We start from the raw sequence: 21891 nt of genomic DNA, 5'->3' as shown, positions 1-21891 counted from the left end.
AAGTTTTAAAAGCCTAAGGTCCATTGAATATAAAAGGTATTTATATCCAGCGCTACGGATGTCTCAGCGTCTTCAACATGCCCCCCGATTACGTTGTCTATCTGGTAAGCAAACTTGATAGCCGTTCTCCAATCAATCCAATAGTTGAGCCCTATTGCCAATTGCGTACTTTCAGATTCCCAGGGGGCTTCTTCTGGTGTATTTAAAGTGGAATAGCGTCCTACAAGCTCCAAATTTTTGACAAATTGGCTTGACCCAAAAGTGGGACGATAACCAAGCTGGAAGAAAGTTGAGTTGGACTGGTTGTCGAAAGTGTAGGATTCCATCACGCTATCTTCTTCAACTTCATAAGTTTGGTCATCGATATTAATGAAGTTGAGCTGGCCTTTAAGGTCAATCACCCCGCCCAGAATGGATACTTTTCTTACGTAAGTCCAGTCAAAAGCATACAACAAGGCGCCAATATCTTCCAAATCAGAGTCGCGGTCACCGAGCTTGGCTGATTGAGCAGAAAAACCGATTTCCAACGACTGATCTCTGAAAGGGAACAGGCCTAATCGGCCACCTAATGCCTTGTTATTGTTGTTGTCCTCTTGACCTTCGTGCACGATCATTCCTACTTCGTCCGCTTCTTCTTCTCCATCCTCTATGCGAGGGCCGTTCATTACGTAAACTGAATAATTGAACTTCATCCCTGCCAGGTAAGATGCGCCCCTTAATTCCACCCCTAAATCTGAGGTTGGGAGAATTCCATCATGACCATAGCCAAGTGGCACCGTAGGTAAGCGATTAATCCAGGATGGATGCAACCTATCGAAAAATATCCCAAACGGGATAAGAATTTTACCGGCTCTTAGGTTTAGGTTGGGGGCGAGGCTATAATTGAAATTGGCATACTCTAGTGCTACTTCTAGTTCACCATCCTCTACGGCAAATTCCAATTCACCTTCGAAGAACAGTTTATCCGATTGCTTGTAAAGAAATAAGGGTACAAATCGTGCATTACCAAAGGTAGTTTCTTCGTCATTAGACATGAAGGTTGCATCTGAATAGCCACGCATCAAAAATCGACTGTTACCTGGTTTGGGATCGAATAATTTCTGTTGATTTTGTGCCTTTGATTCAAATAACACAATTATAATCAACATGGAACTTAAAAACCATCTATACTTCATAAGTCAAACGTTTTATTTTTTCAGTGTTCTTAAATAGTTAACCAATTGCCACCTATTCTCTTCAGAAAGTGTGGCTTTGTAGGATGCCATCGGTGCTCGGCCTTCTGTAATTTTCCAAAAAATGGCTCCGTCACTTTGGTCGTTGAAGGTCTTTGTGGTCAAGTTGGTTGGTTTTGGATTGAGCGCTGCACCAGCTACACCATCTCCTCTACCTTTATCACCATGACAAATGGTGCACATATTGGCAAAAATCTTTTTGCCAGCTTTGATGTCCTCAGAGCCTCCTTTATAAGGGTTTTTTAATGCATCAGCCTCTTTTGGAGCCTTCCATTCTACTGTTTGCTGAATAGGTATAAATCCTACTATTAAAACAGTGGCTACGGTCAAAATTGGAACTTTCAAAAACTTAAACTCAAAATTGGTATGATTCATAGTATTGCTTTTTATATTAATGAATGTAAGTGAAAAAAAGGAGGTTCCTTTTTCGAAATCTTGTCTTTATTGTACGAGATTTAGATCATTTCTTTCAATCCCTTTTTTCATTAGGCTCATCTTTTAACTTATCAGAAAGCCTCCTTAAAAACTCCCTGTTTTGAAGATTGCTATTGTCAATAAGTAGTCCTTTCAAGCCATCTTTTGTTTCTATACCATAAATGACAGACTTACCTGCTGCATCTTCATTTTCATCAAACCGGTAGAACTCTGAAATATTCAATTCCTCAATCTGAAAACTGGCGCACAAATCCTTGCATTCCACACAATCATCCTTTCTGTTGAAGTTATAGGTATAGCCCTTTTCTCTTAATTTGCCTAGGGCATCAGATAAGTTCTTGTAGTATCGGTTCTCGCTTCTCATTACTTCTTTATAATCAGTTACAGAAAAACCAGCAACGCGCTTAAATTGGCTGGATAGGTAATGAACAGAACTGTATCCGAGCTTAAAAGCAATCTCACTTAAGTTAAGTTCATCATACTTTATAAGCTCTTTTACCCTATCCACTCTTTTGTTTATGTAGTAGGCCTCTATTGTAAGTCCTTCAATCTTTGAAAAGAGCTTGCTTAGAAAATTGTAGTTTTTACCTATTTCGTGTGCCAGAAAATCAGACAACATGATCTCTTTGGTAGATTTTTCCAGCATTTCTATATAATGTTGAATTCCAAGCTTAATCTGTTCCATCAGGATTTCTTCTTTGTCTTCAAGAAGTTCAAAGCCATAAGTATCTAATCTGGACGCAATTTTATCTTTGGTCAGGGTCTCAGGCACTTGTATTGTAGCATGGCCAAGCTGAATTGTTGAAATAAATGCTCCGAGTTCCTCTAATTCATTTTTTACAACCAGAATGCATCTCGGACATACCATATTTTTAATGTTCAGATTTAATGTTTTCATCTGTTATAGGGGTTAAACTTCTTCTGATCCTGGATTAAATCCAGTGAAGGAGTATGGGCCGGTTAAAATCTTTGCTTATTGCGAAATGAATTACTTCAACAATAATTTTTGGCCGGCAATAGATTGCTCTGCGCAGAAAAAGTGATTAAGAATTTTTGAAAAGAATAGAATAAGGCTGAAAAAGCATGGAAGCTAGAAAATGGCAAACTTCATGATTAGCCTAACAGATGAATGCTAATTGAGGAAGGATTGAATAAAAATACGAATATGGTTACCACTAACGGGTGGTGGCAAATTGGTATATAAAAACGGGAGTAATTGTTTATTAAAGATCTCTGCTTCAACATCTAAATTATAAATACGATAAAGCATTTGAAAGGCTGGAGCCTCAACTGGTGTTTGCTTCAACTCATATTTGATTAATGAGGCATACAGGTTATTCACTACTTCGTCACAGCACTCCTCCTCGTCAGCATCATGGCTATGCTTATCATCGTGATGATGATCTTTAGGGGCATTGTGATGATCATCAAGGTCATATACTTTTATTGAATGATGAACCATCTCATTAGTACTAGTTGGGTAATTGCCCCAAGAAATCACTCCAAAATTACAAAAAGCATCACAAACAAATACACTAATAAAACCTGTGAGGAGCAAGGTTACTATGTATTGTTTTATGTTGTGCAATTTTATCATCATACCAATAGAAGTGATAACTACTGCATAAATGTCGGTAAAAATCAGGTATAAATCAAATGATAAATGTTAAGTAAAAACATGATATAAGTCACTATATTGACAAAAAATTTCAATGAGCATGTCCTTCTGTAGATTCAAGGAATTTGCCTTGCGGTCCTACCGCTTCTATATGTACCAGTTGTGCCCCGTAATGACCGGTGCGCGACACCGCATAGCCGGAAGCAATAAGTAACAAGGCAACCACTGCTACAGCCCAACGTTTCTGTCTAAAAATAAATTGACTGACCGCCTGAGCCACAAAGCCGGCAATGCTCAAGTATATAGTCCAGTCGGCCCATAGATCATGCTGCGCAAGCACCTGTTTCGCATGCTCCGTTAAATCATGTGTGTGTGGGTGGAACGTTCTCCCTGAAAGATAAGCACCCAACGCACCTACTAAAACCATTCCCGTGATGACCCAATCTACTTCTTTTTTTAGGAGAATCACGTTAACAATAGCTAAGACAGCTCCAATCAATAACAATACGATTGGGAAGTGAACCATAAGCGGATGCAGATTAGGGAAATCGTCCAGGTCTGCTGTGACTTTCTTAGTCTCATGCTCATCGTGTTCATGCTCCTGTTGTGCTTGTATATGAGAATAATCCACTTGGGGCTGCTCCAAATGTGTGGAATCTTCTTTTGTGCTTTTTTCATGTTTCTCCCCTTCATGAGCAGAGAGCACAATGCATGACAACATGAAGTATAATAGTAGTCCTAATTTTTTCATAGCCCTTCAATAATTAAGAAAATTTAAAGCTATGCCCTTTGCCTGGAAACTTCAGTACAAAATCTCAACTTAGATGTATAATATTCTTCAGCCGACTAGCGATTAACAACCAATTTATTGATCATTGCTTCACTCAACGCTTCGGAATAAACACCATAGGCATCTACTAATACGCCTTTAAGTCCATCGGTAGATTTAATGGCGTAAAGAATGGAGTTATCATCCGGGTTGCTCATGCCTTCAAACCGATATACTTCTTTTACTTCAAACTGCTCAGGATGTAGCTCGAGCTTATCGGCCGGGCATTCAATACAATGCGGTTTGAGATTAAAATCGTTGGAATATCCTCTTTCTTTCAGGTCTTTTAATGCTTCAGATAGTGTTTCGTAGGTTTTCATTTTTTTCTTTTTGAAATTCATCCCAGTTACCATGCCATTCAACGGATTATAAAAGGAATATTACCAAGCCAATGCCCACAATCAGTACGAAAGTATATACAACGACTCTTTTGAAAGAAATACCGCCACCTCCGTGTTCATGATCATGGCCTCCATCGGTTTCCATCTTTTTTGTCCTGAAATTGAAGTATAGCATGAGTGCAGTAAATGCAGCAAACACGATGTTAAAATAGAAAGTGTAATCAATCTTGAATTGTGTCACTTCTTTTACTTTCCGGCTGCCTTCGGGTAATACGCCTAATAGATCAAAGCTATAATTGAGGATCAATGCCGTAATGACGATGCTGACGTACATCACCCCTGCAATGTAAAGGGCTATGCGGGTACCATAATATTTTCTATTCATATTGACCAGCGGTGGCACCATTAAGTCAGAGTAAATAAAGCCCATCAATCCGGCAAACAGAATGCCGTTCTCGTTGAGCACAGTCGCCAGCGGTATGTTTCCCATGGATCCAATGAATGTAGCTGCCGCTACAAATGGGGCTACCAGCGCGTTTTCCAGCCGGATCACAAAATCAGGTAATTCCCCCTGCATACCATTTAAAAAAATTGCTTCCCAAAAAGACTGAGGGACTAATACAGAAACGAACCCCGCGATGGTAAAGCCAATAAGAATATCCTCCCAGGCCATTTTCCATTCCATCACAAATTTCTTTCCCACTAAAAACCAGCCCTCTTTCGACTTAATCCTTTCCTTCCAATCAAAATCCTCCTCTTCGGCAGATTCATCCTCAACTTTCTCTCTGGCAGCTTTAATCCATTTTTTAGGGGACGTAAGCTTGATGATAAGTCCACTAATAGTTATCAAAATTAGTCCTCCTATTACTTCAGCTACTATAAACTGCCACCCTAAGAAAATGAATATAAGGATACCAAGCTCAATGACTAGATTGGTGGAAGCAAACATAAATGCGACCGTACTTATGAAATGTGCTCCTTTTTGAAAAAGAGACCTCGCTGCTGCTAAGGCAGCAAATGAGCAGGAAGAAGAAATGGAACCAAACAAAGTAGAGAGTGAAATACTTTTAACATTTCCTTTACCCATTTGCTGAGTCAATTTCTTCTTTGGAACAAAGGCCTGAATCATTGAGCTTATTATATATCCTAACACAAAAGCCCAGCCTGATTTCCAGAAAAACCCAATTGCAGTTTTTGAGGATTCTCCCTACAGATCTAATATATCATTCATAATTCCCATGATTTGATTGTCTTTATTGAAATTTTATAAAATAGCTTTAGGCCACAATAATTTCATTATTCAGGTAAACTTTTTGAATCAAACGAAGCACTTCAATCCCTTCCTTTTGGCCTTTTTTTCGAGCTATGATCTCGTATTTTTCATAACATTAAATGGTTAAACGGATGATTATTCGAAATTAGCTTACAGGTAAAAATTTTCTTATTTACCTTCATTTTTGTAATGCTTATAATTCTCAAATCCTTTGAAAACTTTAAAACACCCGACAGCAGATAGAGCTAAAGCAACGATATGGTAGATAAACATTTCAATTTTACCTAAATACATAAGTGTTTCAATTAATCCAGCTAAAAAAAACCACATCATGGCATAGCCAATTTGTCCTTTTACTTTATTTAATTTTGCTTGTTTTTCGTGCTTCATAATTAAAAGTCTAAAATAGTAGTATACTACCCCATTCATATTTTTCTTCTGCTTATGAGAAATATGATCAACGGTAAAATAGAAAATTGTAGGACTGGTGAAAGGCCAACTTCTATGAGAGGAAGCATTGGCATCGTATCAGCATATGACCAATCTCCTCGCCATGTATGCCAAAACTCACCTAAAATAGCCCCTAGAAACCCTACAAGTACTAATAGTAAAGTTCTGGTAAATTTTAAACGTCTGATCCAATAAACGTTGTTGTATATAAGTCCGAATAAGAAGAGTAAAACCAGAACCATGAGCACATCCGCTATTGAGGCCAATGCACAAAAAGAAACGTGTTCAAGATCGTATTGAAAATTTTCATACAAAAATCCGTGAGCTACCTCCCAGCCAAAATTTAGCACAAAAGCTACAACAGATGTTCTAGCTACGAAATACTGATAATTACGCTTATCTGCTGCCTTCCTGAAAAAATGGATATATAACATTATAATCAACGTTAACGTAATAATCGGCACAACAAAAATACCAAAGCTTAGATTATCCATTACTTACACTATTTTAAAATTTCGCATCATTCCCATGTCCTCATGCTCCAGATTGTGGCAGTGGTATACAAACAAGCCTTTAAAATCTTTGAACTGCATGATAACTTTGGCACTCATCCCCGGCATCAACAAAACGGTATCGTGCCAGCCTTCATCAACAAAACCATCTTTTACGGCATCCCATAATTGGGGATCTACATCAGTGACATTTCTTTCTAAAATATTGAACTGCACCTGGTGAATATGGATCGGGTGGGGCATCTGCATCATATTGCCCATCATTCCTCCCCCGCTCATCATACCATCGTCACCTCTCATCATGCCCCCATTATCCATCGTGCCGTGACCATCCATCATGCCGCCACCATCGTCATCATTGTCCATCATACCTCCGCCATTGATCAGTTCCCAAACTTCAATGCTTCCAAGCTTGACGATTTCTTCATCAGCTACTTCAGTCGTTTCCCAGGTACGTCCGTTAATCGTCCATTCCATGTGGCCCATCGCGAAGGTAAATTGCCGCGGGGCGTTTAGATTTCCAGCAGTTGAGGGGTCAATGTAATCCGGCTGAGCTAATTGCCGCGGTAAGGTATAATCATTACTCCCCGAAGCATTGGCAAGCACGGTAAACACAGGATATTCGCTACCTTGTGGCAGGACACTTTTAGCACCTTCCATCATTCCTCCATTGCCCATCATTCCACCAGACATTAACTCAAGAGGGAAAGATGTGTTTTTCATGGTCAATTCAGTGCCTTCGGGTTTGTTGGTCAAGTCCAGCCAAACGTCCGCCCTTTTTGCCGGGCCGAGCATGAGATAGGATAATTCTTTGGGTGCATTTAACAAGCTTCCGTCCATGCCAAAAACAGTCACTGGACTTCCATCTTCCCAGGCCAGTTTGTAGATCCTTGAGTTTGACCCGTTCAGTAACCTCAACCTGTATTTGCAACCTGCTTTCAGGTTTAACCTTTGTTCAGGTCTGCCATTAATCAGTATCCGGTTTCCTAAAAACCCAGTCATGCGGCCCATCTGGCCATTTTCAAGATAGACCAGTTGATTATTATCATCAAAAGTTCGGTCTTGGATCACGACCGGAAGATCAAACTCCCCTTGCGGTAAGTTGAGTTGCTGTTCTTCCTCATCGGTGACCAGTAGAAGGCCTGCCAGACCATTATACACCTGTGGACCGGTGCGTCCATGTGGATGGGGATGAAACCAATAGGTGCCTGCCCGGTTCATTACTTCATATTCGTAGATGTATGTTTCTCCACTATCAATTACATCTTGCGGGTGGCCATCGTACCGTTCCGGCACATGCATGCCATGCCAGTGGACAATACTCTCTTCCGGCAAGTCATTTTGAAAGCGAATACGGACTTTCTGCCCTTTACGTACTTTGATAATCGGTCCCAGATAGCTCCCTTGCAAGGGTAGGAGTGCCTCTTTGTTGCCCTTAATTAATTTTCCTTCATACACCCACACCTTTGTTTTTGAGCCTGGTAAAATAGATAAGTCGCGCTGAACCGCTTTCAGTTCCAAATCTATATCAGGCTGAAAATCCTTGCTGAGTTTAGGCTTTGCTGTAGTAGAAGATTGACTGTCACAGGAAGAAAAGAAAGGCCATATCATGGTTACCGCAGCCCCTGCTCCAGCCTTTGCCAAGAATTTTCTTCTGTTTATTCTGAAAGGTTCTTTCATATCTCTTTAGGTTTAAATTATTTGCGTATCTGCTTTACCAACCAGACAATCAAAAGCACCAGCACTACCAGCAACAGCCCCCAAAAGAGCCACATCCAGCCTCCACCGTGCATACCAAAATTTGTTCCCTGATCCATCATGATTTTCTGTTTTAGTTATTACTTGATTCCACCTTAAATTTCCTCATTTTCAAAAACCACTTTTCACCTGCGATAATCAGGGTTAGCAAAACTGCCGATACTATAATCAGTAGCATGTCACTCTGTGCTTTCATCCAAATGAAGGCTGCCAAAACAACTACGTCAAGCACAATAGTAGCTAAAAGTATGGCTCCATTAGCCTTTATTTCTTTCCGTAAATGTTTAAAGACACCCCATTGTATAATAATATCCATAATAAGGTAAAAAATTGCTCCTAAAGATGCAATCCTGCTGAGATCAAAAAATATGGTTAGTGCAATGGCGATGACTATGGTATAAGTCAACATATGCTGTTGCAGGTTACCCGGCATACCAAAATGCTTATGAGGTATCAGCTTCATTTCGGTAAGCATCGTAGTCATTCTGGAAATAGCGAACACGTTGGCCAAAACACTGGATACGGTAGCAATGATGGCGATTCCAACAGTGAACCATAGGCCATATTTTCCGAAAGCCGGCCTGGCCGCTTCAGCCAGGGAGTAGTCTTTTGCCTCTATAATCTTGGGAACGGAAAGATTGACTGATACCGCAAATGCGACCAGCAAATAGACAATGGTACAGATAATCAGTGATATCCATATCGCCCTTCCTACATTCTTGTGAGGCTCAACAATTTCTTCACCGCTATTGGTGATGGTGGTAAATCCTGCGTAAGCCAGGATAGCAAGCGCGAGGGCACCTAAGTAACTCCCTACGGAATAGTCACCTGAGATTTCTGAAGGAATAGCTTCTCCAAATGAAAAACCAGCCGCCCAAAGTCCACCAATCGCAAAAATGGCTATACCGCCAACCTTGATGATTGCCATGAAGAAGGAAACTCTGTCGATGACCTTATTGCCAGCAAGATTGATCAAAAAAGTGATGACCAATAAAATCACACCCAGCAAGGGTATCCAAAAATCGTTCTGATTCCCATCAAATAACTGCATGGTATAAGACCCGAATGTACGTGCTACCAAGCTCTGGTTAATGACCATGGCGAAAGCCATCAATAGCGCAGCTACAGCCGTGGTAATACCTTTACCATAAGCCTTCTTTAAGTACATGGCTATACCCCCGGCTGAAGGATAAGCATTTGACATCTTTATATAGGCATATGCACTAAACCCTGCTATGATTGCTCCGACCAGAAAAGCTATCGGAAACAATGAACCGGATAATTCAGCCACTTGTCCCAGCAAGGCAAAAATAGCTGCTCCAATCATCACCCCGGTACCTAAAGAGATAGCTCCTGTGAGTGATAGGCTGTTCTTCTTATATTTTCCCACTTTCTATTTGGTCTTTTTCAGTTCTGCTTTTTTTTCTTCAAACTCCGCTTTGTCAATTTCTCCTCTGGCATAGCGGTTTTTGAGTGTCTCCATTGCTGAATCATCATGGTGACTGTCAGCAGTTTCTCCGCTGTTCTTTTGGAAGATACCGCCCCTGCCCAACGCCACAATTAAAACTACAATGAGTATTACCCCAATAATCCATCCGTACATCATAACCTTATATATTTATTTAGTGTAACAATTACAAATATTTTACATGCTCTATAGGTTCACTTGATAAAATAGATTGTACAAGCCTGTCAATGTTGAGCCTGAGCCTTACTTCTTTTTCGCTCATCATTTTTATACAGAGATTTCCTCTACTGGTAAACCTAATGTAATCCAGTCATGCATCCCTCCTCTATAATATAAAATTTTATCAGCTGGATAGCCTGCCTTCAAAAGGTTCTTTATAGCTGTTGAAGATTGAGGGCATTGCGGGCCATTACAAAAAAATATACTGGGATGATTTTTATCTATTTCATCTATTCTTTTTACCACTTCATCGAAAGGAATATTCTTTGAACCAGCAATGCTTATTGCGTCATTTGTATCTGGTTTTCGCGCATCAATAATAGGCAGATTCATTTTTTGGTGATAATGTACTTTCAATTCTTCAACTGTAAGGACACCATGTGCAACCTGCATTGGCTGGATACTTCCCCACGTAGTATCAACCTCTACTAAACCCGGCTCAGCTTTTACACGGTTGGGGATCATGTGGTTATTATCCCTTTTAGGGATTCTTATTTGCGATAGGTCCACATTTCTTGTTTTTAACTCTTCTATTTTTTCCATTCCTGGCATGCCTATAGATTCTACTTGCTCATCTACTATCAACAATGGGGAATGTTTTAATTGATATTTTTCAAGCAGTTCTGGATGCTCATCAAAGTAAATTACTTTGAATGGCAGCCGTGCATGCTTAAGCTCATTTTCAAGAATTGGCCGGTGTGGACACGTCTTGGTTGCAGCTATTGAAATTTCCATAAAAATCTTCTTAAATTAAAAAATCTATTTCTCTCTAGTATTACCTCCTCGCTACGGCAATTTATCTTCATTAACAAATTCGATAACACTAATTGTTTCTTTTTTTTGACCACTCTTAATACTCTAATACAATGTCACACTATACCGGAAATGAGGATTGTCGGGAAAAACACTTGACTTGTATATTTTTGAGTTCAGTATCATTTCTCCAGTTAAGTCGTTATTTCCTAAATCTCAACCATGTTGATTTCGTTCTCAGCATAGCTATCTTTCGATGTTGTCCAGTGCCACTCTTTATTACCTGCCTTACCAAGTATATCGGAATTCCCAAGACTAATAAGCCAGATGAGCAATACAGTCCATCCAAACATCGTAGTATTTCATGTTTGTTTTAATGATTTAATCCAAGAATCATAGCCAGAGTCATCCCAACCACCATTATACCCCCTGTCGCAGGAAGCCACCAACCCATATGTGAAGCATTTACATTCCAGTTTCCACGTGAATCCTTGATAAAATTATTTGGATTTTTCTTAAACACCGAAAGACACTCTTCTGTATCAAAATAGTAGATAGTCCCTTGGTAAGAATAAGAAATAGCCGTATGCTCGTTAACAACTATTCCGCACGTTGGGTCCATGTGTTGACCTGCTGCAAGAGCTATATGTTGACTGCTGCTACAAGAGACCTGAGTAAGCAATAATGACATCAAAGCCAAATATACTGCCATCCTATTGGATTGTTTGAAGTATTTCATAGTGTTACTTTTTAATAATGAATACAAAGATTGTTATACTGTGTACTATTGTATTTTTAATGATGATCTTGAGCACTATCTTTCATTTTATCCATCATTTCATTCCCCTTCATCATTGAACTTTTGTCCATCATGCCTTTGTCATGCATTTTTTGCATCATCTTCTTCATCATTTCGGGATTATCCATCATTTTCTCCATCATTTGGTCGTGGTGTTTTTCCATCAACTGTTGCATCATCATGTCTTTCATGGATTTATCTCCCATCATTTTCTCCATCATTTGTTTTCTACCCTCTTTGTCACCCATCATGTTTTCCATCATCATCTGCTTTTTTTCTTTATTGGCCATCATCTGTTGCATCATCATCTGGCCTTCCTCCCTATTTCCCATCATATCTTTCATCATCATCTTTCTGTGCTCCTGGTTTTGCATCATTTGCTGATGCATGGCCTTCATCGCTTCAGGGTTACTGGAGAGTTGTTGCATGAATTTGTTCATCATCTCACTATCATTCATAATAGTAGTGAATACCTCTTGCTGCTTATTCTCTTTTTTCATCATTTTTTCCACGTTTTGCGCATGCATAATGGTACTTAGTGAAAAGAAGAATAGAGTAGTAGCAGTTGTTAAGATTTTAGTATACATGATTTTATTGTTTAGTTAAAAAATAGATTTATTTTCAATTTGGAATATGTTGTACCATACAGGGTACTATCATCGTTCCATTTCATCGTTCATGTCCATCGAAGTGGTATCGCTCATTATGTGTTCGTCAGACTGCCCATCCTCATGCATGTGATCATTATCACCTTCCATCATTTCGGTCTGGTTATCCTCCATAACATCGCCATGATCCTGGTTTCCATTTCCCCCGGGATTATTGCACGCAGTGGCAAAAACACCAACCAGCATGACCATTAGGACATTTAAAATTTGATCTTTTGTCTTTTTCATAATTTATTGTTTTGATGTTCAACTTCATTTAATGCTTTTTGCAATTGGTCCTTAGCCCTCTTTCCGAGTGATTTTAGTTTTCCATTATCAGCTATCTCCAATGCGGCCAACGGGTCGGTTACAGCTACTTCCAGCACGCCCTCTTCTCCGGTTTCCTGAATGATGATATTGCAGGGAAGCATGATACCCACTTTGTTTTCTACGGACAGTGCATCTATTGCTAATGCAGCATTGCACATGCCCAAGAGTGTATATCGCCTGATGTCTTCATCTAGTTTTTTTTTAATATGATTCTGTAAGTCAAAGTGCATGACTACTTCAAAACCATTATTTTCAAAAGCCTTTTTGGAATAATCGATAGCTTCCTGGAAGGTCATGGAACCGAACCTCTTGCTGATGCAATAGCTGGTCTCCATGCTTTCCTTATAATTTTCCTTAGCTATTTTATTTTTATCGCTCATGACAGGAAGTTATAGACCTTCAATAACTGATTCCAATTTGGATTGAATTTCTTCGGCTATTACGGCTAGGTCTTTGTTATCTACTGCCTGCATGGAGGCCAGCGGATCTACTGCCGCAACCTCAACGCCATCATCAACTTGCTGTACAATTACATTGCAGGGCAGCATCGCGCCAATCTTATCTTCGGCTAATAATGCTTTATGAGCAAAAGGCGGATTGCAGGCACCCAGAATCTTGTAAGGCCGAAAATCTTCATCCAGCTTTTTCTTCAGGGTTTCTTTTACATCGATCTCGGTAAGGATACCGAACCCTTCTTCCTTCAGAGCATCCGTTACTTTTTGAATCGCTTCTTCAAAGCTTACGCCTTTTAATGTTTTTTCGTGATAGTATTTCATCTTTCAATTTTTTAATTTTCTGTCCAATGGAATTGTAGTGATTTAAATCGTAAAACGATGTAACAATTGTTACATAATTGTTTAGCTACTCCCTTAAAACGTTATCTATCGCTTTGAGACGATCAATTGCTACCTTCCAACCTTTAGATCAGCAAGCTAGTCATTCATGTTTCGTGTTTCTTCATCTAACTTACCTTCAAACTCAGGTAAGGGTCTGTTTTTCTTTTCCTCTTCTGTCTCCACCACACCATTTTCTCTGATGTCGTTGATCAACCATTGCATTTCCATAATTTCCCTGCGTTGGGCTTTAATAATTTCGTCAGCGAGTTTCCTTACCCGTACATCCTTTATTTGAGCACGCTCACTTGTCAAAATAGCAATTGAATGATGTGGAATCATTCCTTCCATGTAGTCAACACCCGTGACGGTTACCTGACTTCTCACCAATCCTATACCACCGGCAATCAATACGATACCCAAGCCGATGATTGCTATGTTTGCCCCTCGCTTTTTATACATATTCAGCATATACAGAAGCATTATGATGATCATGGAACCGGCCATGATCAGTGTCATAAAAAACCTGGTTTCGCTAAACCAGAAATGATCAATGATTTGATAAGAATGGGTGTACATTAGAAAGAACATGGCCACCATTGATGTGGCTATCATTGCGAAAAATTTAAGGTAATTGCTATCGTTTTTTTGTTTGTTTTCCATCTTTTTGGTTTTATAGTTTAATTGTTATAACCTTAATTTTTTAATCAAAATCTTATCGAGAGTCCTCCACCAGCACCGAAGCGATTGTCAAAACTACCCATTAGAGAAAAGTTTTTAGATAGGAGAAACTCCGCACCTGCGTTCCACACAATTTCCTGAGTATAGCCCACATTGCTCTCAAGATCATTTACCCAACCGGCATCTAGCTGATATTCATAATAGCCAAAAACAATAAATCTTGGGAAAAGCATTACAGATCGACCTATACCTACTCTTGGTCTCAATTCGTTATCAATTCGCAAGTCCACATTAAACATATAAGGGGTGAACAATCGAATACCGGCCACTGCCGTGGTTTTTATATCATTCAGACTATTTCGTGTGGTATTTTCAACATTTACACCCCCAAAGACACGCACATAATCGTAAAGATAATATTCATAAGAAAATTCAGTTTCTACATTTTCATTCCAGCCATATTCCAGCGAAAAATTGAACTGGTTTCGGATGTTGGATGAAACCACATTTAGTGCGCCAGTGTGGGAGGCAATATCAGCCATTCCCCAGGTATAAAACTGATTGGTTTCATGCACAAGTTTGGACACGGGATATGGCTCCATTCGTGGATCTCTTGGCGTATCATAGCTTACTACACGTGCCATACCACCCATCATATGATAAAGGATATGACAGTGGAAGAACCAGTCACCGTATTCATTTCCATAAAACTCAATCGTTACCTTTTGCATCGGTGGCACATTCACGGTATGCTTTAATGGTGAATAATCTCCATTCTCATTGATTACCCTGAAAAAATGACCATGTAAGTGCATTGGGTGGTGCATCATGGTAAGGTTATTGAAAGTAATCCTTGTTACTTCTCCTTCATTGATCTTAATCTTATCGGTTTCAGAAAGTGGTATGCCATTCATACTCCAGATATAGCGGCTCATATTACCTGTCAGATTTAAGAGAATTTCTTTTACGGGAACATCCTCCGAGTAGGTTGTATTTTCTGTAGACTTGAGGTAATCATAGTTATATTCAGAAAACATATTCATTCCGCCCATTTCTGCAGATTCCATATTGGTTGATGGTGGTGAGGTTTGCATCATTTTATCATCACCCATTCCGCTCATTTTAGTTTCTTCAGGATCGTCCTTTTTCATATCCATCCCCTGATGCATTGATATGTCACTTTTCGTGTTGTCCATGTTCATGCCGCTCATTCCATCCTTCATCTGCATTCCCCAGTTTCGCATCATTTTTTCAGGGTCAACTTTTTTTGGACGGAATTTCAGGGCTGGGGCTCCCATACGCATATCCATTTTGGACATTTGCTTCATCATTGCAATTTTATCTGGCCGGGGCACCGCAGGTGCTGGTAGCATTTCACCTTGCCCCAGAAATGCGGATGCGGTACCGGATCCATCTTGCGCAGTGATTTTAAATTCCATTTTGCCTTCTTCTGGAATAGTCACAATGAAATCATACGTTTCGGCTATGGCGATGAAGGTCTTGTTGTGGGCAACAGGCTCCACATTAAGACCATCGGCAGAAACAATAGTGGGATTTCCACCACCAAAGGTCATCCAAAACTGCGTTGAAGCTGCGCCATTGATAATCCGTAACCTTACTTTTTCACCTGGTTTGAAGTCAGGGTATTCTTGCTTTTGCTCGCCATTCACCAAAAAAGCCGGGTAATAAATATCTGCTATGTCGGCACTTTCCATTCTCTGCCTCCAAAAATTAAGCTGTGCACCCAGTGCTCCACGAGCGATTACCTGGTTCAGTGGCGTGGCCGTTCCTTTTCGCCAGTTATACCACTCCGTTCCTCTTTTTAGAAAACGAAGAACGCTCATTGGATTTTCATTTGTCCAGTCTGAAAGCACCATCACCAACTCTTTATCATATTCAAGGGGCTCTTCCTTTGGTTGAATGACAATAGAGCCGTAAACCCCACTTTGTTCCTGAAGCATGGTATGCGAATGGTACCAGTATGTACCGGATTGCTTTAAAGGGAATTCATATTTTTGGGTATGGCCCGGCTCGATGGGTGGAGTGGTCAAGTAGGGTACCCCATCATAAAAATTAGGTAAAAGCAGTCCATGCCAATGAACTGAGGTTTCCACGTCCATTTCGTTTTTTACGTAGATCACGGCATACTCTCCTTCAGTGAACCGGAGGGTAGGCCCGGGAATGCTGCCATTAACAGTCATTCCTTTAACATCTTTGCCGGCTTTGTTGACCATTTCCTGTTTAAGCGTGATCGTGTATTCCCTAACCGGAAGGTTATCCACATTTCCTTCACCTGACTTTTCTGTAAGGTTTTGAGCCTGTACTGAAAACACACTTGTCAACAGGATGCATATTAGAAGTGAAATTTTTGAATTTTTCATAATATTTGATTTTATTGTTAATTATTTCACTGCTCTTGATGAGCTATGGGTTTTGATAATTTTCCATTCATCATCCATTTTTTTCAAAATTGATGTGGCCGTTGCTTTACGCTCGACCTTGCGGCCATCTTCCGTCAAAACAATGTTATAGATATAGGACTCAGTCGTGAATGCATAGGGCATATCCAACACTACCGATATTTCATATTCACTAAAAGTGAATGATTCAAAATGACCAAGTTCGGGCCCAATGTGATTGGCGATATAGTCTCGGTAGGTTCCTTCTATTTTTCCTTGTTCCAGTACCTCCGAATCCTCGGTGAACAATGCGTAGGAATCTGTCACATCCAAACTTTCCAGGGTTTCTTTGTAAGTCTTCATTACTTTTTTAACTGCCTGCACTTCTGTGGCTAAATCAATTACTTCTTCCTGTTTCATCTCAGTTTTCTGATTTTCATCCGAGGTGGGCGAATTACAAGAGGAAGCCAGTATTAAGGCTGTGAGTAGATATAAAAAATTCTTCATGGTGTTGCTTCTTTTAGTTATTAGGGATTTAGTTTTTCCAAATATTTAATTAATTGTTCCTTTTCATCATTGGTCAGTTCTGCCTCCGGATGCATCCAGAGGTATTCTTTCAGGGGCATCTTACCATCACTGATTTGTGAAATCATGGAGCGAATTTTTTCACGTTGCATTCGCCCGGAATATTCCTGAAAGGTGGAGAAGTTAAGTTCGTCCTTGCCCTCATCAATGTGCTGCTGCAGCAACCAGGCAAATGGCCGAACCCTGCCGTACCAGGGATAGTTTGTATTGTTGCTATGGCAGTCATAGCAAGAGGCTTTTATCATCTGCTGAATGTTAACAGGTGCCTCAATCGTTTGTAAAAAGTCCGTTTTTGGTACTTCATTGCTCTGATTTTTGGGCATAGGAATAAATTGTATCCCTATGCTCAAAATCAAAATAATTATAGCTGCCTTTTTCATGACCGCTCTTACAAGCTGATGACTTCCTGTACTTTGCCACACTTCATCATCTTAGCACCAAATAGTGGATTTTTAATTTCCTCACTGGCACTTAACCACATACCACCTTTGTTATCGTTGTACATAGGGCAATACTGGTAGTATAGGGTTCTGTCTGTACCGACAATAGCAGTCAGGTCTTTTATATCCTGGCTCAAGGCCTCAAAATGCTCTCTTTGATGTCCAATTTCGCTCTCCGAGATATGCTCACCATGGTTTTTAGCTACTTCCACAATCTCCTGCAGCTCAGTTTGCTTATCAGCATCAAATTGAGATATATCAAGACCTTCCAAAGCAGTAGCCAGTGTACCTCCCGCTTTGGCAGCTTCCTCTTGATTGTCATTCACAAGGGCATTCTTCACTGCCAGATAAGCATCAAGGACAGGTGTTATAGCTTTTCCACCTTCTTGATCATTGGTAGCTGTATTCTCTGCTTTTGCAGCCGTTTCCGCTGTGTTGTCAGCTGCTTTTTGTTCTGTTTTTGAGTTGTTGCATGAGATAATTGTCAATGCTAATCCGATTGTTAATAGAGTCGTTTTCATTTTTCTGATTGTTTAGTGTCCAAGGACAAAACACAAACTTTTATTTTTTTCAAAAATTTGCGTGACGCCTTAAACTATTTATTAAATTGTTTTATTTACTTGATTGTTTCTTTTACACTTCCGCACTTCAGCATTTTTTCACCGAAATATGGGTTTTTGATTTCCTTTTGATTGGATAGCCAATAGGCCCCTGCATTGTTATTTGCCATTGGGCAATACTCCAGGTACACTTCACCCATAGAAAGTTCACCACTTTTTACTAAAGAAGCCATTTCATTACTCAACGAAGCGAAAGCTTTACGCTGGCCATCCAAAGTAGTAGCCGAAACCACCTTTGCCGCCTCTGCCTTAGCTTTCTGGTTTTTGTCTACTTCTCCTAAAGATGCTTCCAGTTTGGTTGCAGCTTTTGTTGCCTCATTCATCTGTGAAGCAACGAGGGTTTCTTTCAGGTGGATATAATGGTCGTAAGCCACACCCAAATCTTTGTCTTTGAACATAGGCTCCATTTTTTGGTCCATTTCCTTTTTGTCATCATGATTACCATGATCGTGTTGCGCAAATGCTCCAAAGCTTACTAAAGCCAGAGTCATTATTAAAACTGTTTTTTTTCTCATTACATTTCTCATTTTATTGTTATTTAATTTAAACCTTTGCATAAGGGCTATCCCAGTCACAAGGAGAATTACTGCACCCCAGATGATACGTCCAGCCCATTTTTTTAATTTTGAAGGGGCTTTTTCATCCCCTGTTTTGCAACATTCTTTCATACGATAATACCTATCAAGCCTTTTTCTTAATTCTCTTTTTATTGGTCACAAAGAATAGAGTAAAGCCCGATAGTACGGTTAGCAAACCAAAAACAGAAAATATTCTCAACAGCCAGTTATTAAAATCATCCCGGCTCTCGTAATCCATGGTGTGCGTCATCCATAAAAAATCAAACCAACGCCAATCTCTATGTCGCACACGTTGAAAGCTGCCGTCTTTCGCAGATACGTAAGCGGTCAATTTTTGCGAGCCTTCATATCCAATGGCCCAGGCAGGCAGTGGCCTTCCTCTGTATTCATGATGATCGTCCACTTCTGTAATATATTGTATGTCCCTGACCTTGTATGGATCAGCAACATGATCATCCGCGATGGCTATGGCTTCTTCTTTTGATATTTTATGTTTGACACTTCCTGTTTTAGCCTCAATGAGCGTACTATCGTTAACCCAAAAATAAGGATCATCATTGATGAATTTCAACACCAACGTACTAACATTTAAGGTCGAGTCAATTTGATCCATCCCTGCTAAGCCCAATGTAGTCTGATGGGGATTTTCTTCTAAAAAATGATCACCATGGATCTCGTCAATGTCAGTCCAGCTAAAGTATAATCCGCTAATTGTCCAGAATAAAAACTGAATACCAATAATTATCCCCAGATAACGGTGTGTTTTACGTATATAATAATTCCTGTTTTTTCGCATTAACCAATAGATTAAAGGCTTATATGCTACCGTATGCCAATCACATACTGGTGCACAATACCACTTGATTTAAAATCACAAATGAAGAAATTGAGATAAGGGTGCACCCTACCTCAAACAATGTAGAAGTGTGAAATGAAGGCTAATTGAGAAAAGACTGAATAAAGATTCTGATGTCAATATTTTTTAGAGGAGGAGACTTAAATCGTGCCCATTTTATCCAGCTATTGGTGTTTACTAAGTAGGTCGCATAGGAGATGATTGACTCATTCCTTACAAATAATTTTACCTCGCTTTGACCAACATCGGATGCGCTAATTTTAACAGCTTTTTTATTCAGGTAAATTTGAGATATTGTATCGCAACATTTTTGGGATGGACAACAGCCATTATCCTCTGAATCATTTTTGTTGGTCTTGTGATGACCCTCGTGTTCGTTGGTATGCTGTTCGGCTGAATGCGATTCACCGTGATGTTCATTCTCTTGAGCATCGGCTTTCGGAGGGCAACTTACTTCCTTAATACAGAAACAACTCCCCATACCGCAGGCGATATGCACGACACCAATACTTGCGAAAAGTACCAATACCGCGATAACGAAGCTTTTATTTCTTACAAAATGAAGCATATAGCTGAAATCTGTATATAAATATAACAATAATGCCGATATGTGGAAAGCATAATTATTGCTTATCCAAATAGGCGTTATAGTTTCCCTCGGAAGCAAAATAGAATACCGCTGCCTTCTGACCGGGTTTGAAAACTATAAATGCATCCGCTTTGTTTACTTTCTCTCCTGAGTAAGGGTCTGTAGCGTACCGCACATTGTCAGTATTCTCTTTTATTTTGCTTACGCACATCTGGCAGCATCCATAGTAAGTTTTGCCATCCGCTTCAACTGGAATTTGCTCTATCCCCATGAATGCGTCATTGACCATACATACCAGTTCATTAGGGATTTGTTCCTCTTCGCTAATATCGACCGGTATTTGACTAAAGTTAAATGAAAACGACCGAAAGAGGGCAGCAATAATTATCGCACCAAATATTGACAGGATTAATATCGATTGCCTATCCATTTTGGTTTTTATCCTGTTCGATTCTCTTTTCTTATTCATGCCTCAACATTTCAGTTCTGTGATAAGGGTACCAGCCAGATTTCACCACCAACCTCTAACTGGTACCACTTGGTCAGGAACTATTACTTCCTAATGTGTGCTAGTTTCATGATCATCCATTAGATCATCCATTGATTGGTGATCGTCATCATGGTGCCCATCTCCCTGATCGTGGCCATTCATCGCATTGGAGCCCATGTGCATGCCGTCTGCATCATGATGATGGTCGTCATGGTCGTTGGAGTGAGAATAATCCTCATGATGTTCTTCAAACAACCCCTCATAATGGTGAAAAACTGAATCATGGAAGTGAATTCCATCAAAATCACCTTGTTGAATAGATCCTTTTAATTCCAAATTTGCATCACTTGCCCTTGTATAAGCTTCTCTGAAACCTTCGAGTGCCACGATGTCATCTTCGGACAGCTTGTTTTGCATGTCATCATCATTGCAGGAATAAAGGCTAATCGATAGTCCCATTACTGCTGTTAATATGATCTTAGTAGTTTTCATAATATTGTATTTTAATTGATTGTTTCTTTTACACTTCCGCACTTCAGCATTTTGTCACCGAAGTAGGGGTTTTTGATTTCCTTTTGATTGGATAGCCAATAGGCACCGGCATTGTTATTTGCCATTGGGCAATACTCCAGGTACACTTCACCCATAGAAAGTTCACCACTTTTTACTAAAGAGGCCATTTCATTACTCAACGAAGCGAAAGCTTTGCGCTGGCCATCCAAAGTAGTAGCTGAAACCACCTTTGCCGCCTCCGCCTTAGCTTCCTGCCCGGAATCTACCGAGACTAAAGACGCTTCCAGTTTGGTTGCAGCCTTTTTGGCCTCATTCATCTGTGAAGCGACCAGGGCTTCTTTCAGGTGGATATAATGGCCGTAAGCCACGCCCAAATCTTTGTTTTTGAACATAGGATCCATTTTTTGGCCCATTTCCTTTTTGTCATCATGATTCCCATGATCGTGTTGCGCAAATGCTCCAAAGCTTACTAAAGCCAGAGCCATTATTAAAACTGTTTTTTTTCTCATTACACTTTTCATTTTATTGATTTTTTAAAGGTTTAACATTTAAACAGGGGCTATCCCAGTCATCAGAAGGACTACTGTACCCCAGACGATTCGTCCAGCCCATATTCTTAATTTTGAAGGGGCTTTTTCATTCC

Annotated in this window: 30 protein-coding genes; all 30 read right to left on the bottom strand. The window is 39.9% G+C overall.

Features of this window, described 5'->3' with window-relative positions; all coding sequences use genetic code 11:
* Positions 1-5: 5 nt before the first annotated feature.
* A complete protein-coding gene (locus AAC601_RS04905; protein WP_340152633.1) occupies positions 6-1175 on the bottom strand; it encodes a hypothetical protein in 1170 nt (389 codons plus the stop codon).
* 12 nt (positions 1176-1187) lie between these two features.
* Complete coding sequence (locus tag AAC601_RS04900; protein WP_340152632.1) at positions 1188-1607, bottom strand: cytochrome c; 420 nt, start codon at positions 1605-1607, stop codon at positions 1188-1190.
* 94 nt (positions 1608-1701) lie between these two features.
* On the bottom strand, positions 1702-2565 hold the full coding sequence (locus AAC601_RS04895) for an AraC family transcriptional regulator (RefSeq protein ID WP_340152631.1): 864 nt from the start codon (positions 2563-2565) through the stop codon (positions 1702-1704).
* A gap of 234 nt (positions 2566-2799) precedes the next feature.
* Complete coding sequence (locus AAC601_RS04890; protein WP_340152630.1) at positions 2800-3264, bottom strand: hypothetical protein; 465 nt, start codon at positions 3262-3264, stop codon at positions 2800-2802.
* A gap of 112 nt (positions 3265-3376) precedes the next feature.
* The gene (locus AAC601_RS04885) at positions 3377-4036 is read right to left on the bottom strand and encodes a hypothetical protein (protein WP_085516296.1); all 660 of its coding nucleotides are present in this window, start codon (positions 4034-4036) and stop codon (positions 3377-3379) included.
* 95 nt (positions 4037-4131) lie between these two features.
* Complete coding sequence (locus tag AAC601_RS04880) at positions 4132-4434, bottom strand: hypothetical protein (protein WP_041650609.1); 303 nt, start codon at positions 4432-4434, stop codon at positions 4132-4134.
* A 46-nt stretch (positions 4435-4480) separates the two neighbouring features.
* Complete coding sequence (locus tag AAC601_RS04875; RefSeq protein WP_049784106.1) at positions 4481-5641, bottom strand: permease; 1161 nt, start codon at positions 5639-5641, stop codon at positions 4481-4483.
* 255 nt (positions 5642-5896) lie between these two features.
* Positions 5897-6118: a hypothetical protein gene (locus AAC601_RS04870; protein ID WP_148230070.1), complete on the bottom strand. Its 222-nt coding sequence runs from the start codon at positions 6116-6118 to the stop codon at positions 5897-5899.
* Positions 6119-6153: 35 nt separating this feature from the next.
* Positions 6154-6612, bottom strand: a complete 459-nt coding sequence (locus tag AAC601_RS04865) for a hypothetical protein (protein WP_221406413.1) — start codon at positions 6610-6612, stop codon at positions 6154-6156.
* Positions 6613-6675: 63 nt separating this feature from the next.
* Positions 6676-8370: a multicopper oxidase domain-containing protein gene (locus AAC601_RS04860; protein WP_013454223.1), complete on the bottom strand. Its 1695-nt coding sequence runs from the start codon at positions 8368-8370 to the stop codon at positions 6676-6678.
* Positions 8371-8387: 17 nt separating this feature from the next.
* Entirely contained in the window at positions 8388-8510 is a 123-nt protein-coding gene (locus tag AAC601_RS04855) for a hypothetical protein (RefSeq protein WP_262492794.1), read from the bottom strand.
* A gap of 11 nt (positions 8511-8521) precedes the next feature.
* Positions 8522-9838, bottom strand: coding sequence for an APC family permease (locus AAC601_RS04850; RefSeq protein ID WP_013454224.1), 1317 nt, complete (start codon positions 9836-9838; stop codon positions 8522-8524).
* Between the two features lie 3 nt (positions 9839-9841).
* Positions 9842-10054 (bottom strand): SHOCT domain-containing protein, encoded by a 213-nt coding sequence (locus AAC601_RS04845; RefSeq protein WP_013454225.1) that lies wholly within the window; start codon positions 10052-10054, stop codon positions 9842-9844.
* A gap of 129 nt (positions 10055-10183) precedes the next feature.
* Positions 10184-10870 (bottom strand): rhodanese-like domain-containing protein, encoded by a 687-nt coding sequence (locus AAC601_RS04840; RefSeq protein WP_013454226.1) that lies wholly within the window; start codon positions 10868-10870, stop codon positions 10184-10186.
* Positions 10871-11261: 391 nt separating this feature from the next.
* Positions 11262-11627: a YHS domain-containing protein gene (locus AAC601_RS04835; RefSeq protein WP_340152629.1), complete on the bottom strand. Its 366-nt coding sequence runs from the start codon at positions 11625-11627 to the stop codon at positions 11262-11264.
* A 56-nt stretch (positions 11628-11683) separates the two neighbouring features.
* Positions 11684-12274, bottom strand: coding sequence for a hypothetical protein (locus AAC601_RS04830; protein WP_013454228.1), 591 nt, complete (start codon positions 12272-12274; stop codon positions 11684-11686).
* Positions 12275-12343: 69 nt separating this feature from the next.
* Positions 12344-12583, bottom strand: coding sequence for a hypothetical protein (locus tag AAC601_RS04825; protein WP_013454229.1), 240 nt, complete (start codon positions 12581-12583; stop codon positions 12344-12346).
* Positions 12580-13044 carry a DUF302 domain-containing protein gene (locus AAC601_RS04820; RefSeq protein WP_338374010.1) on the bottom strand — a complete coding sequence of 155 codons (465 nt, stop codon included), beginning with the start codon at positions 13042-13044 and terminating at the stop codon, positions 12580-12582. Before AAC601_RS04820 ends, AAC601_RS04825 begins: the two co-directional genes overlap by 4 nt.
* 9 nt (positions 13045-13053) lie before the next feature.
* Positions 13054-13440: a DUF302 domain-containing protein gene (locus AAC601_RS04815; RefSeq protein WP_013454230.1), complete on the bottom strand. Its 387-nt coding sequence runs from the start codon at positions 13438-13440 to the stop codon at positions 13054-13056.
* A gap of 156 nt (positions 13441-13596) precedes the next feature.
* Complete coding sequence (locus AAC601_RS04810) at positions 13597-14112, bottom strand: DUF305 domain-containing protein (RefSeq protein WP_340152628.1); 516 nt, start codon at positions 14110-14112, stop codon at positions 13597-13599.
* Between the two features lie 92 nt (positions 14113-14204).
* Positions 14205-16559 carry a multicopper oxidase domain-containing protein gene (locus AAC601_RS04805; protein ID WP_340152627.1) on the bottom strand — a complete coding sequence of 785 codons (2355 nt, stop codon included), beginning with the start codon at positions 16557-16559 and terminating at the stop codon, positions 14205-14207.
* A 21-nt stretch (positions 16560-16580) separates the two neighbouring features.
* Positions 16581-17084: a nuclear transport factor 2 family protein gene (locus AAC601_RS04800; RefSeq protein ID WP_229712729.1), complete on the bottom strand. Its 504-nt coding sequence runs from the start codon at positions 17082-17084 to the stop codon at positions 16581-16583.
* 20 nt (positions 17085-17104) lie between these two features.
* On the bottom strand, positions 17105-17542 hold the full coding sequence (locus tag AAC601_RS04795) for a heme-binding domain-containing protein (RefSeq protein WP_188467854.1): 438 nt from the start codon (positions 17540-17542) through the stop codon (positions 17105-17107).
* A gap of 8 nt (positions 17543-17550) precedes the next feature.
* Positions 17551-18123: a DUF3347 domain-containing protein gene (locus AAC601_RS04790; RefSeq protein WP_340152626.1), complete on the bottom strand. Its 573-nt coding sequence runs from the start codon at positions 18121-18123 to the stop codon at positions 17551-17553.
* 95 nt (positions 18124-18218) lie between these two features.
* A complete protein-coding gene (locus tag AAC601_RS04785; RefSeq protein WP_340152625.1) occupies positions 18219-18737 on the bottom strand; it encodes a DUF3347 domain-containing protein in 519 nt (172 codons plus the stop codon).
* A 166-nt stretch (positions 18738-18903) separates the two neighbouring features.
* The gene (locus tag AAC601_RS04780) at positions 18904-19596 is read right to left on the bottom strand and encodes a PepSY domain-containing protein (RefSeq protein WP_340152624.1); all 693 of its coding nucleotides are present in this window, start codon (positions 19594-19596) and stop codon (positions 18904-18906) included.
* Between the two features lie 142 nt (positions 19597-19738).
* On the bottom strand, positions 19739-20224 hold the full coding sequence (locus tag AAC601_RS04775; RefSeq protein ID WP_340152623.1) for a hypothetical protein: 486 nt from the start codon (positions 20222-20224) through the stop codon (positions 19739-19741).
* A gap of 55 nt (positions 20225-20279) precedes the next feature.
* Positions 20280-20714, bottom strand: a complete 435-nt coding sequence (locus AAC601_RS04770; RefSeq protein WP_340152622.1) for a hypothetical protein — start codon at positions 20712-20714, stop codon at positions 20280-20282.
* A 90-nt stretch (positions 20715-20804) separates the two neighbouring features.
* Positions 20805-21227, bottom strand: a complete 423-nt coding sequence (locus AAC601_RS04765; RefSeq protein ID WP_013454234.1) for a hypothetical protein — start codon at positions 21225-21227, stop codon at positions 20805-20807.
* Between the two features lie 11 nt (positions 21228-21238).
* Positions 21239-21757 carry a DUF3347 domain-containing protein gene (locus AAC601_RS04760; RefSeq protein WP_340152621.1) on the bottom strand — a complete coding sequence of 173 codons (519 nt, stop codon included), beginning with the start codon at positions 21755-21757 and terminating at the stop codon, positions 21239-21241.
* Positions 21758-21891 lie beyond the last annotated feature (134 nt).

This window comes from uncultured Marivirga sp. (assembly GCF_963974845.1).
Taxonomy (GTDB): domain Bacteria; phylum Bacteroidota; class Bacteroidia; order Cytophagales; family Cyclobacteriaceae; genus Marivirga; species Marivirga harenae.
Note: the sequence above shows the minus strand (reverse complement) of the source record. Positions and strands in the feature narration are given on the sequence as shown.

Coding starts and splice junctions, on each gene's coding strand:
- AAC601_RS04885 (WP_085516296.1), bottom strand. CDS start 4,036: ATGAAAAAATTAGGACTACTATTATACTTCATGTTGTCATGCATTGTG.
- AAC601_RS04785 (WP_340152625.1), bottom strand. CDS start 18,737: ATGAGAAAAAAAACAGTTTTAATAATGACTCTGGCTTTAGTAAGCTTT.
- AAC601_RS04810 (WP_340152628.1), bottom strand. CDS start 14,112: ATGATAGCCACATCAATGGTGGCCATGTTCTTTCTAATGTACACCCAT.
- AAC601_RS04830 (WP_013454228.1), bottom strand. CDS start 12,274: ATGTATACTAAAATCTTAACAACTGCTACTACTCTATTCTTCTTTTCA.
- AAC601_RS04800 (WP_229712729.1), bottom strand. CDS start 17,084: ATGAAGAATTTTTTATATCTACTCACAGCCTTAATACTGGCTTCCTCT.
- AAC601_RS04880 (WP_041650609.1), bottom strand. CDS start 4,434: ATGAAAACCTACGAAACACTATCTGAAGCATTAAAAGACCTGAAAGAA.
- AAC601_RS04895 (WP_340152631.1), bottom strand. CDS start 2,565: ATGAAAACATTAAATCTGAACATTAAAAATATGGTATGTCCGAGATGC.
- AAC601_RS04795 (WP_188467854.1), bottom strand. CDS start 17,542: ATGAAAAAGGCAGCTATAATTATTTTGATTTTGAGCATAGGGATACAA.
- AAC601_RS04905 (WP_340152633.1), bottom strand. CDS start 1,175: ATGAAGTATAGATGGTTTTTAAGTTCCATGTTGATTATAATTGTGTTA.
- AAC601_RS04775 (WP_340152623.1), bottom strand. CDS start 20,224: ATGCTTCATTTTGTAAGAAATAAAAGCTTCGTTATCGCGGTATTGGTA.
- AAC601_RS04840 (WP_013454226.1), bottom strand. CDS start 10,870: ATGGAAATTTCAATAGCTGCAACCAAGACGTGTCCACACCGGCCAATT.
- AAC601_RS04770 (WP_340152622.1), bottom strand. CDS start 20,714: ATGAATAAGAAAAGAGAATCGAACAGGATAAAAACCAAAATGGATAGG.
- AAC601_RS04855 (WP_262492794.1), bottom strand. CDS start 8,510: ATGATGGATCAGGGAACAAATTTTGGTATGCACGGTGGAGGCTGGATG.
- AAC601_RS04790 (WP_340152626.1), bottom strand. CDS start 18,123: ATGAAAACGACTCTATTAACAATCGGATTAGCATTGACAATTATCTCA.
- AAC601_RS04780 (WP_340152624.1), bottom strand. CDS start 19,596: ATGCGAAAAAACAGGAATTATTATATACGTAAAACACACCGTTATCTG.
- AAC601_RS04760 (WP_340152621.1), bottom strand. CDS start 21,757: ATGAGAAAAAAAACAGTTTTAATAATGGCTCTGGCTTTAGTAAGCTTT.
- AAC601_RS04805 (WP_340152627.1), bottom strand. CDS start 16,559: ATGAAAAATTCAAAAATTTCACTTCTAATATGCATCCTGTTGACAAGT.
- AAC601_RS04820 (WP_338374010.1), bottom strand. CDS start 13,044: ATGAGCGATAAAAATAAAATAGCTAAGGAAAATTATAAGGAAAGCATG.
- AAC601_RS04765 (WP_013454234.1), bottom strand. CDS start 21,227: ATGAAAACTACTAAGATCATATTAACAGCAGTAATGGGACTATCGATT.
- AAC601_RS04870 (WP_148230070.1), bottom strand. CDS start 6,118: ATGAAGCACGAAAAACAAGCAAAATTAAATAAAGTAAAAGGACAAATT.
- AAC601_RS04900 (WP_340152632.1), bottom strand. CDS start 1,607: ATGAATCATACCAATTTTGAGTTTAAGTTTTTGAAAGTTCCAATTTTG.
- AAC601_RS04835 (WP_340152629.1), bottom strand. CDS start 11,627: ATGAAATACTTCAAACAATCCAATAGGATGGCAGTATATTTGGCTTTG.
- AAC601_RS04860 (WP_013454223.1), bottom strand. CDS start 8,370: ATGAAAGAACCTTTCAGAATAAACAGAAGAAAATTCTTGGCAAAGGCT.
- AAC601_RS04825 (WP_013454229.1), bottom strand. CDS start 12,583: ATGAAAAAGACAAAAGATCAAATTTTAAATGTCCTAATGGTCATGCTG.
- AAC601_RS04865 (WP_221406413.1), bottom strand. CDS start 6,612: ATGTTATATATCCATTTTTTCAGGAAGGCAGCAGATAAGCGTAATTAT.
- AAC601_RS04890 (WP_340152630.1), bottom strand. CDS start 3,264: ATGATAAAATTGCACAACATAAAACAATACATAGTAACCTTGCTCCTC.
- AAC601_RS04815 (WP_013454230.1), bottom strand. CDS start 13,440: ATGAAATACTATCACGAAAAAACATTAAAAGGCGTAAGCTTTGAAGAA.
- AAC601_RS04845 (WP_013454225.1), bottom strand. CDS start 10,054: ATGATGTACGGATGGATTATTGGGGTAATACTCATTGTAGTTTTAATT.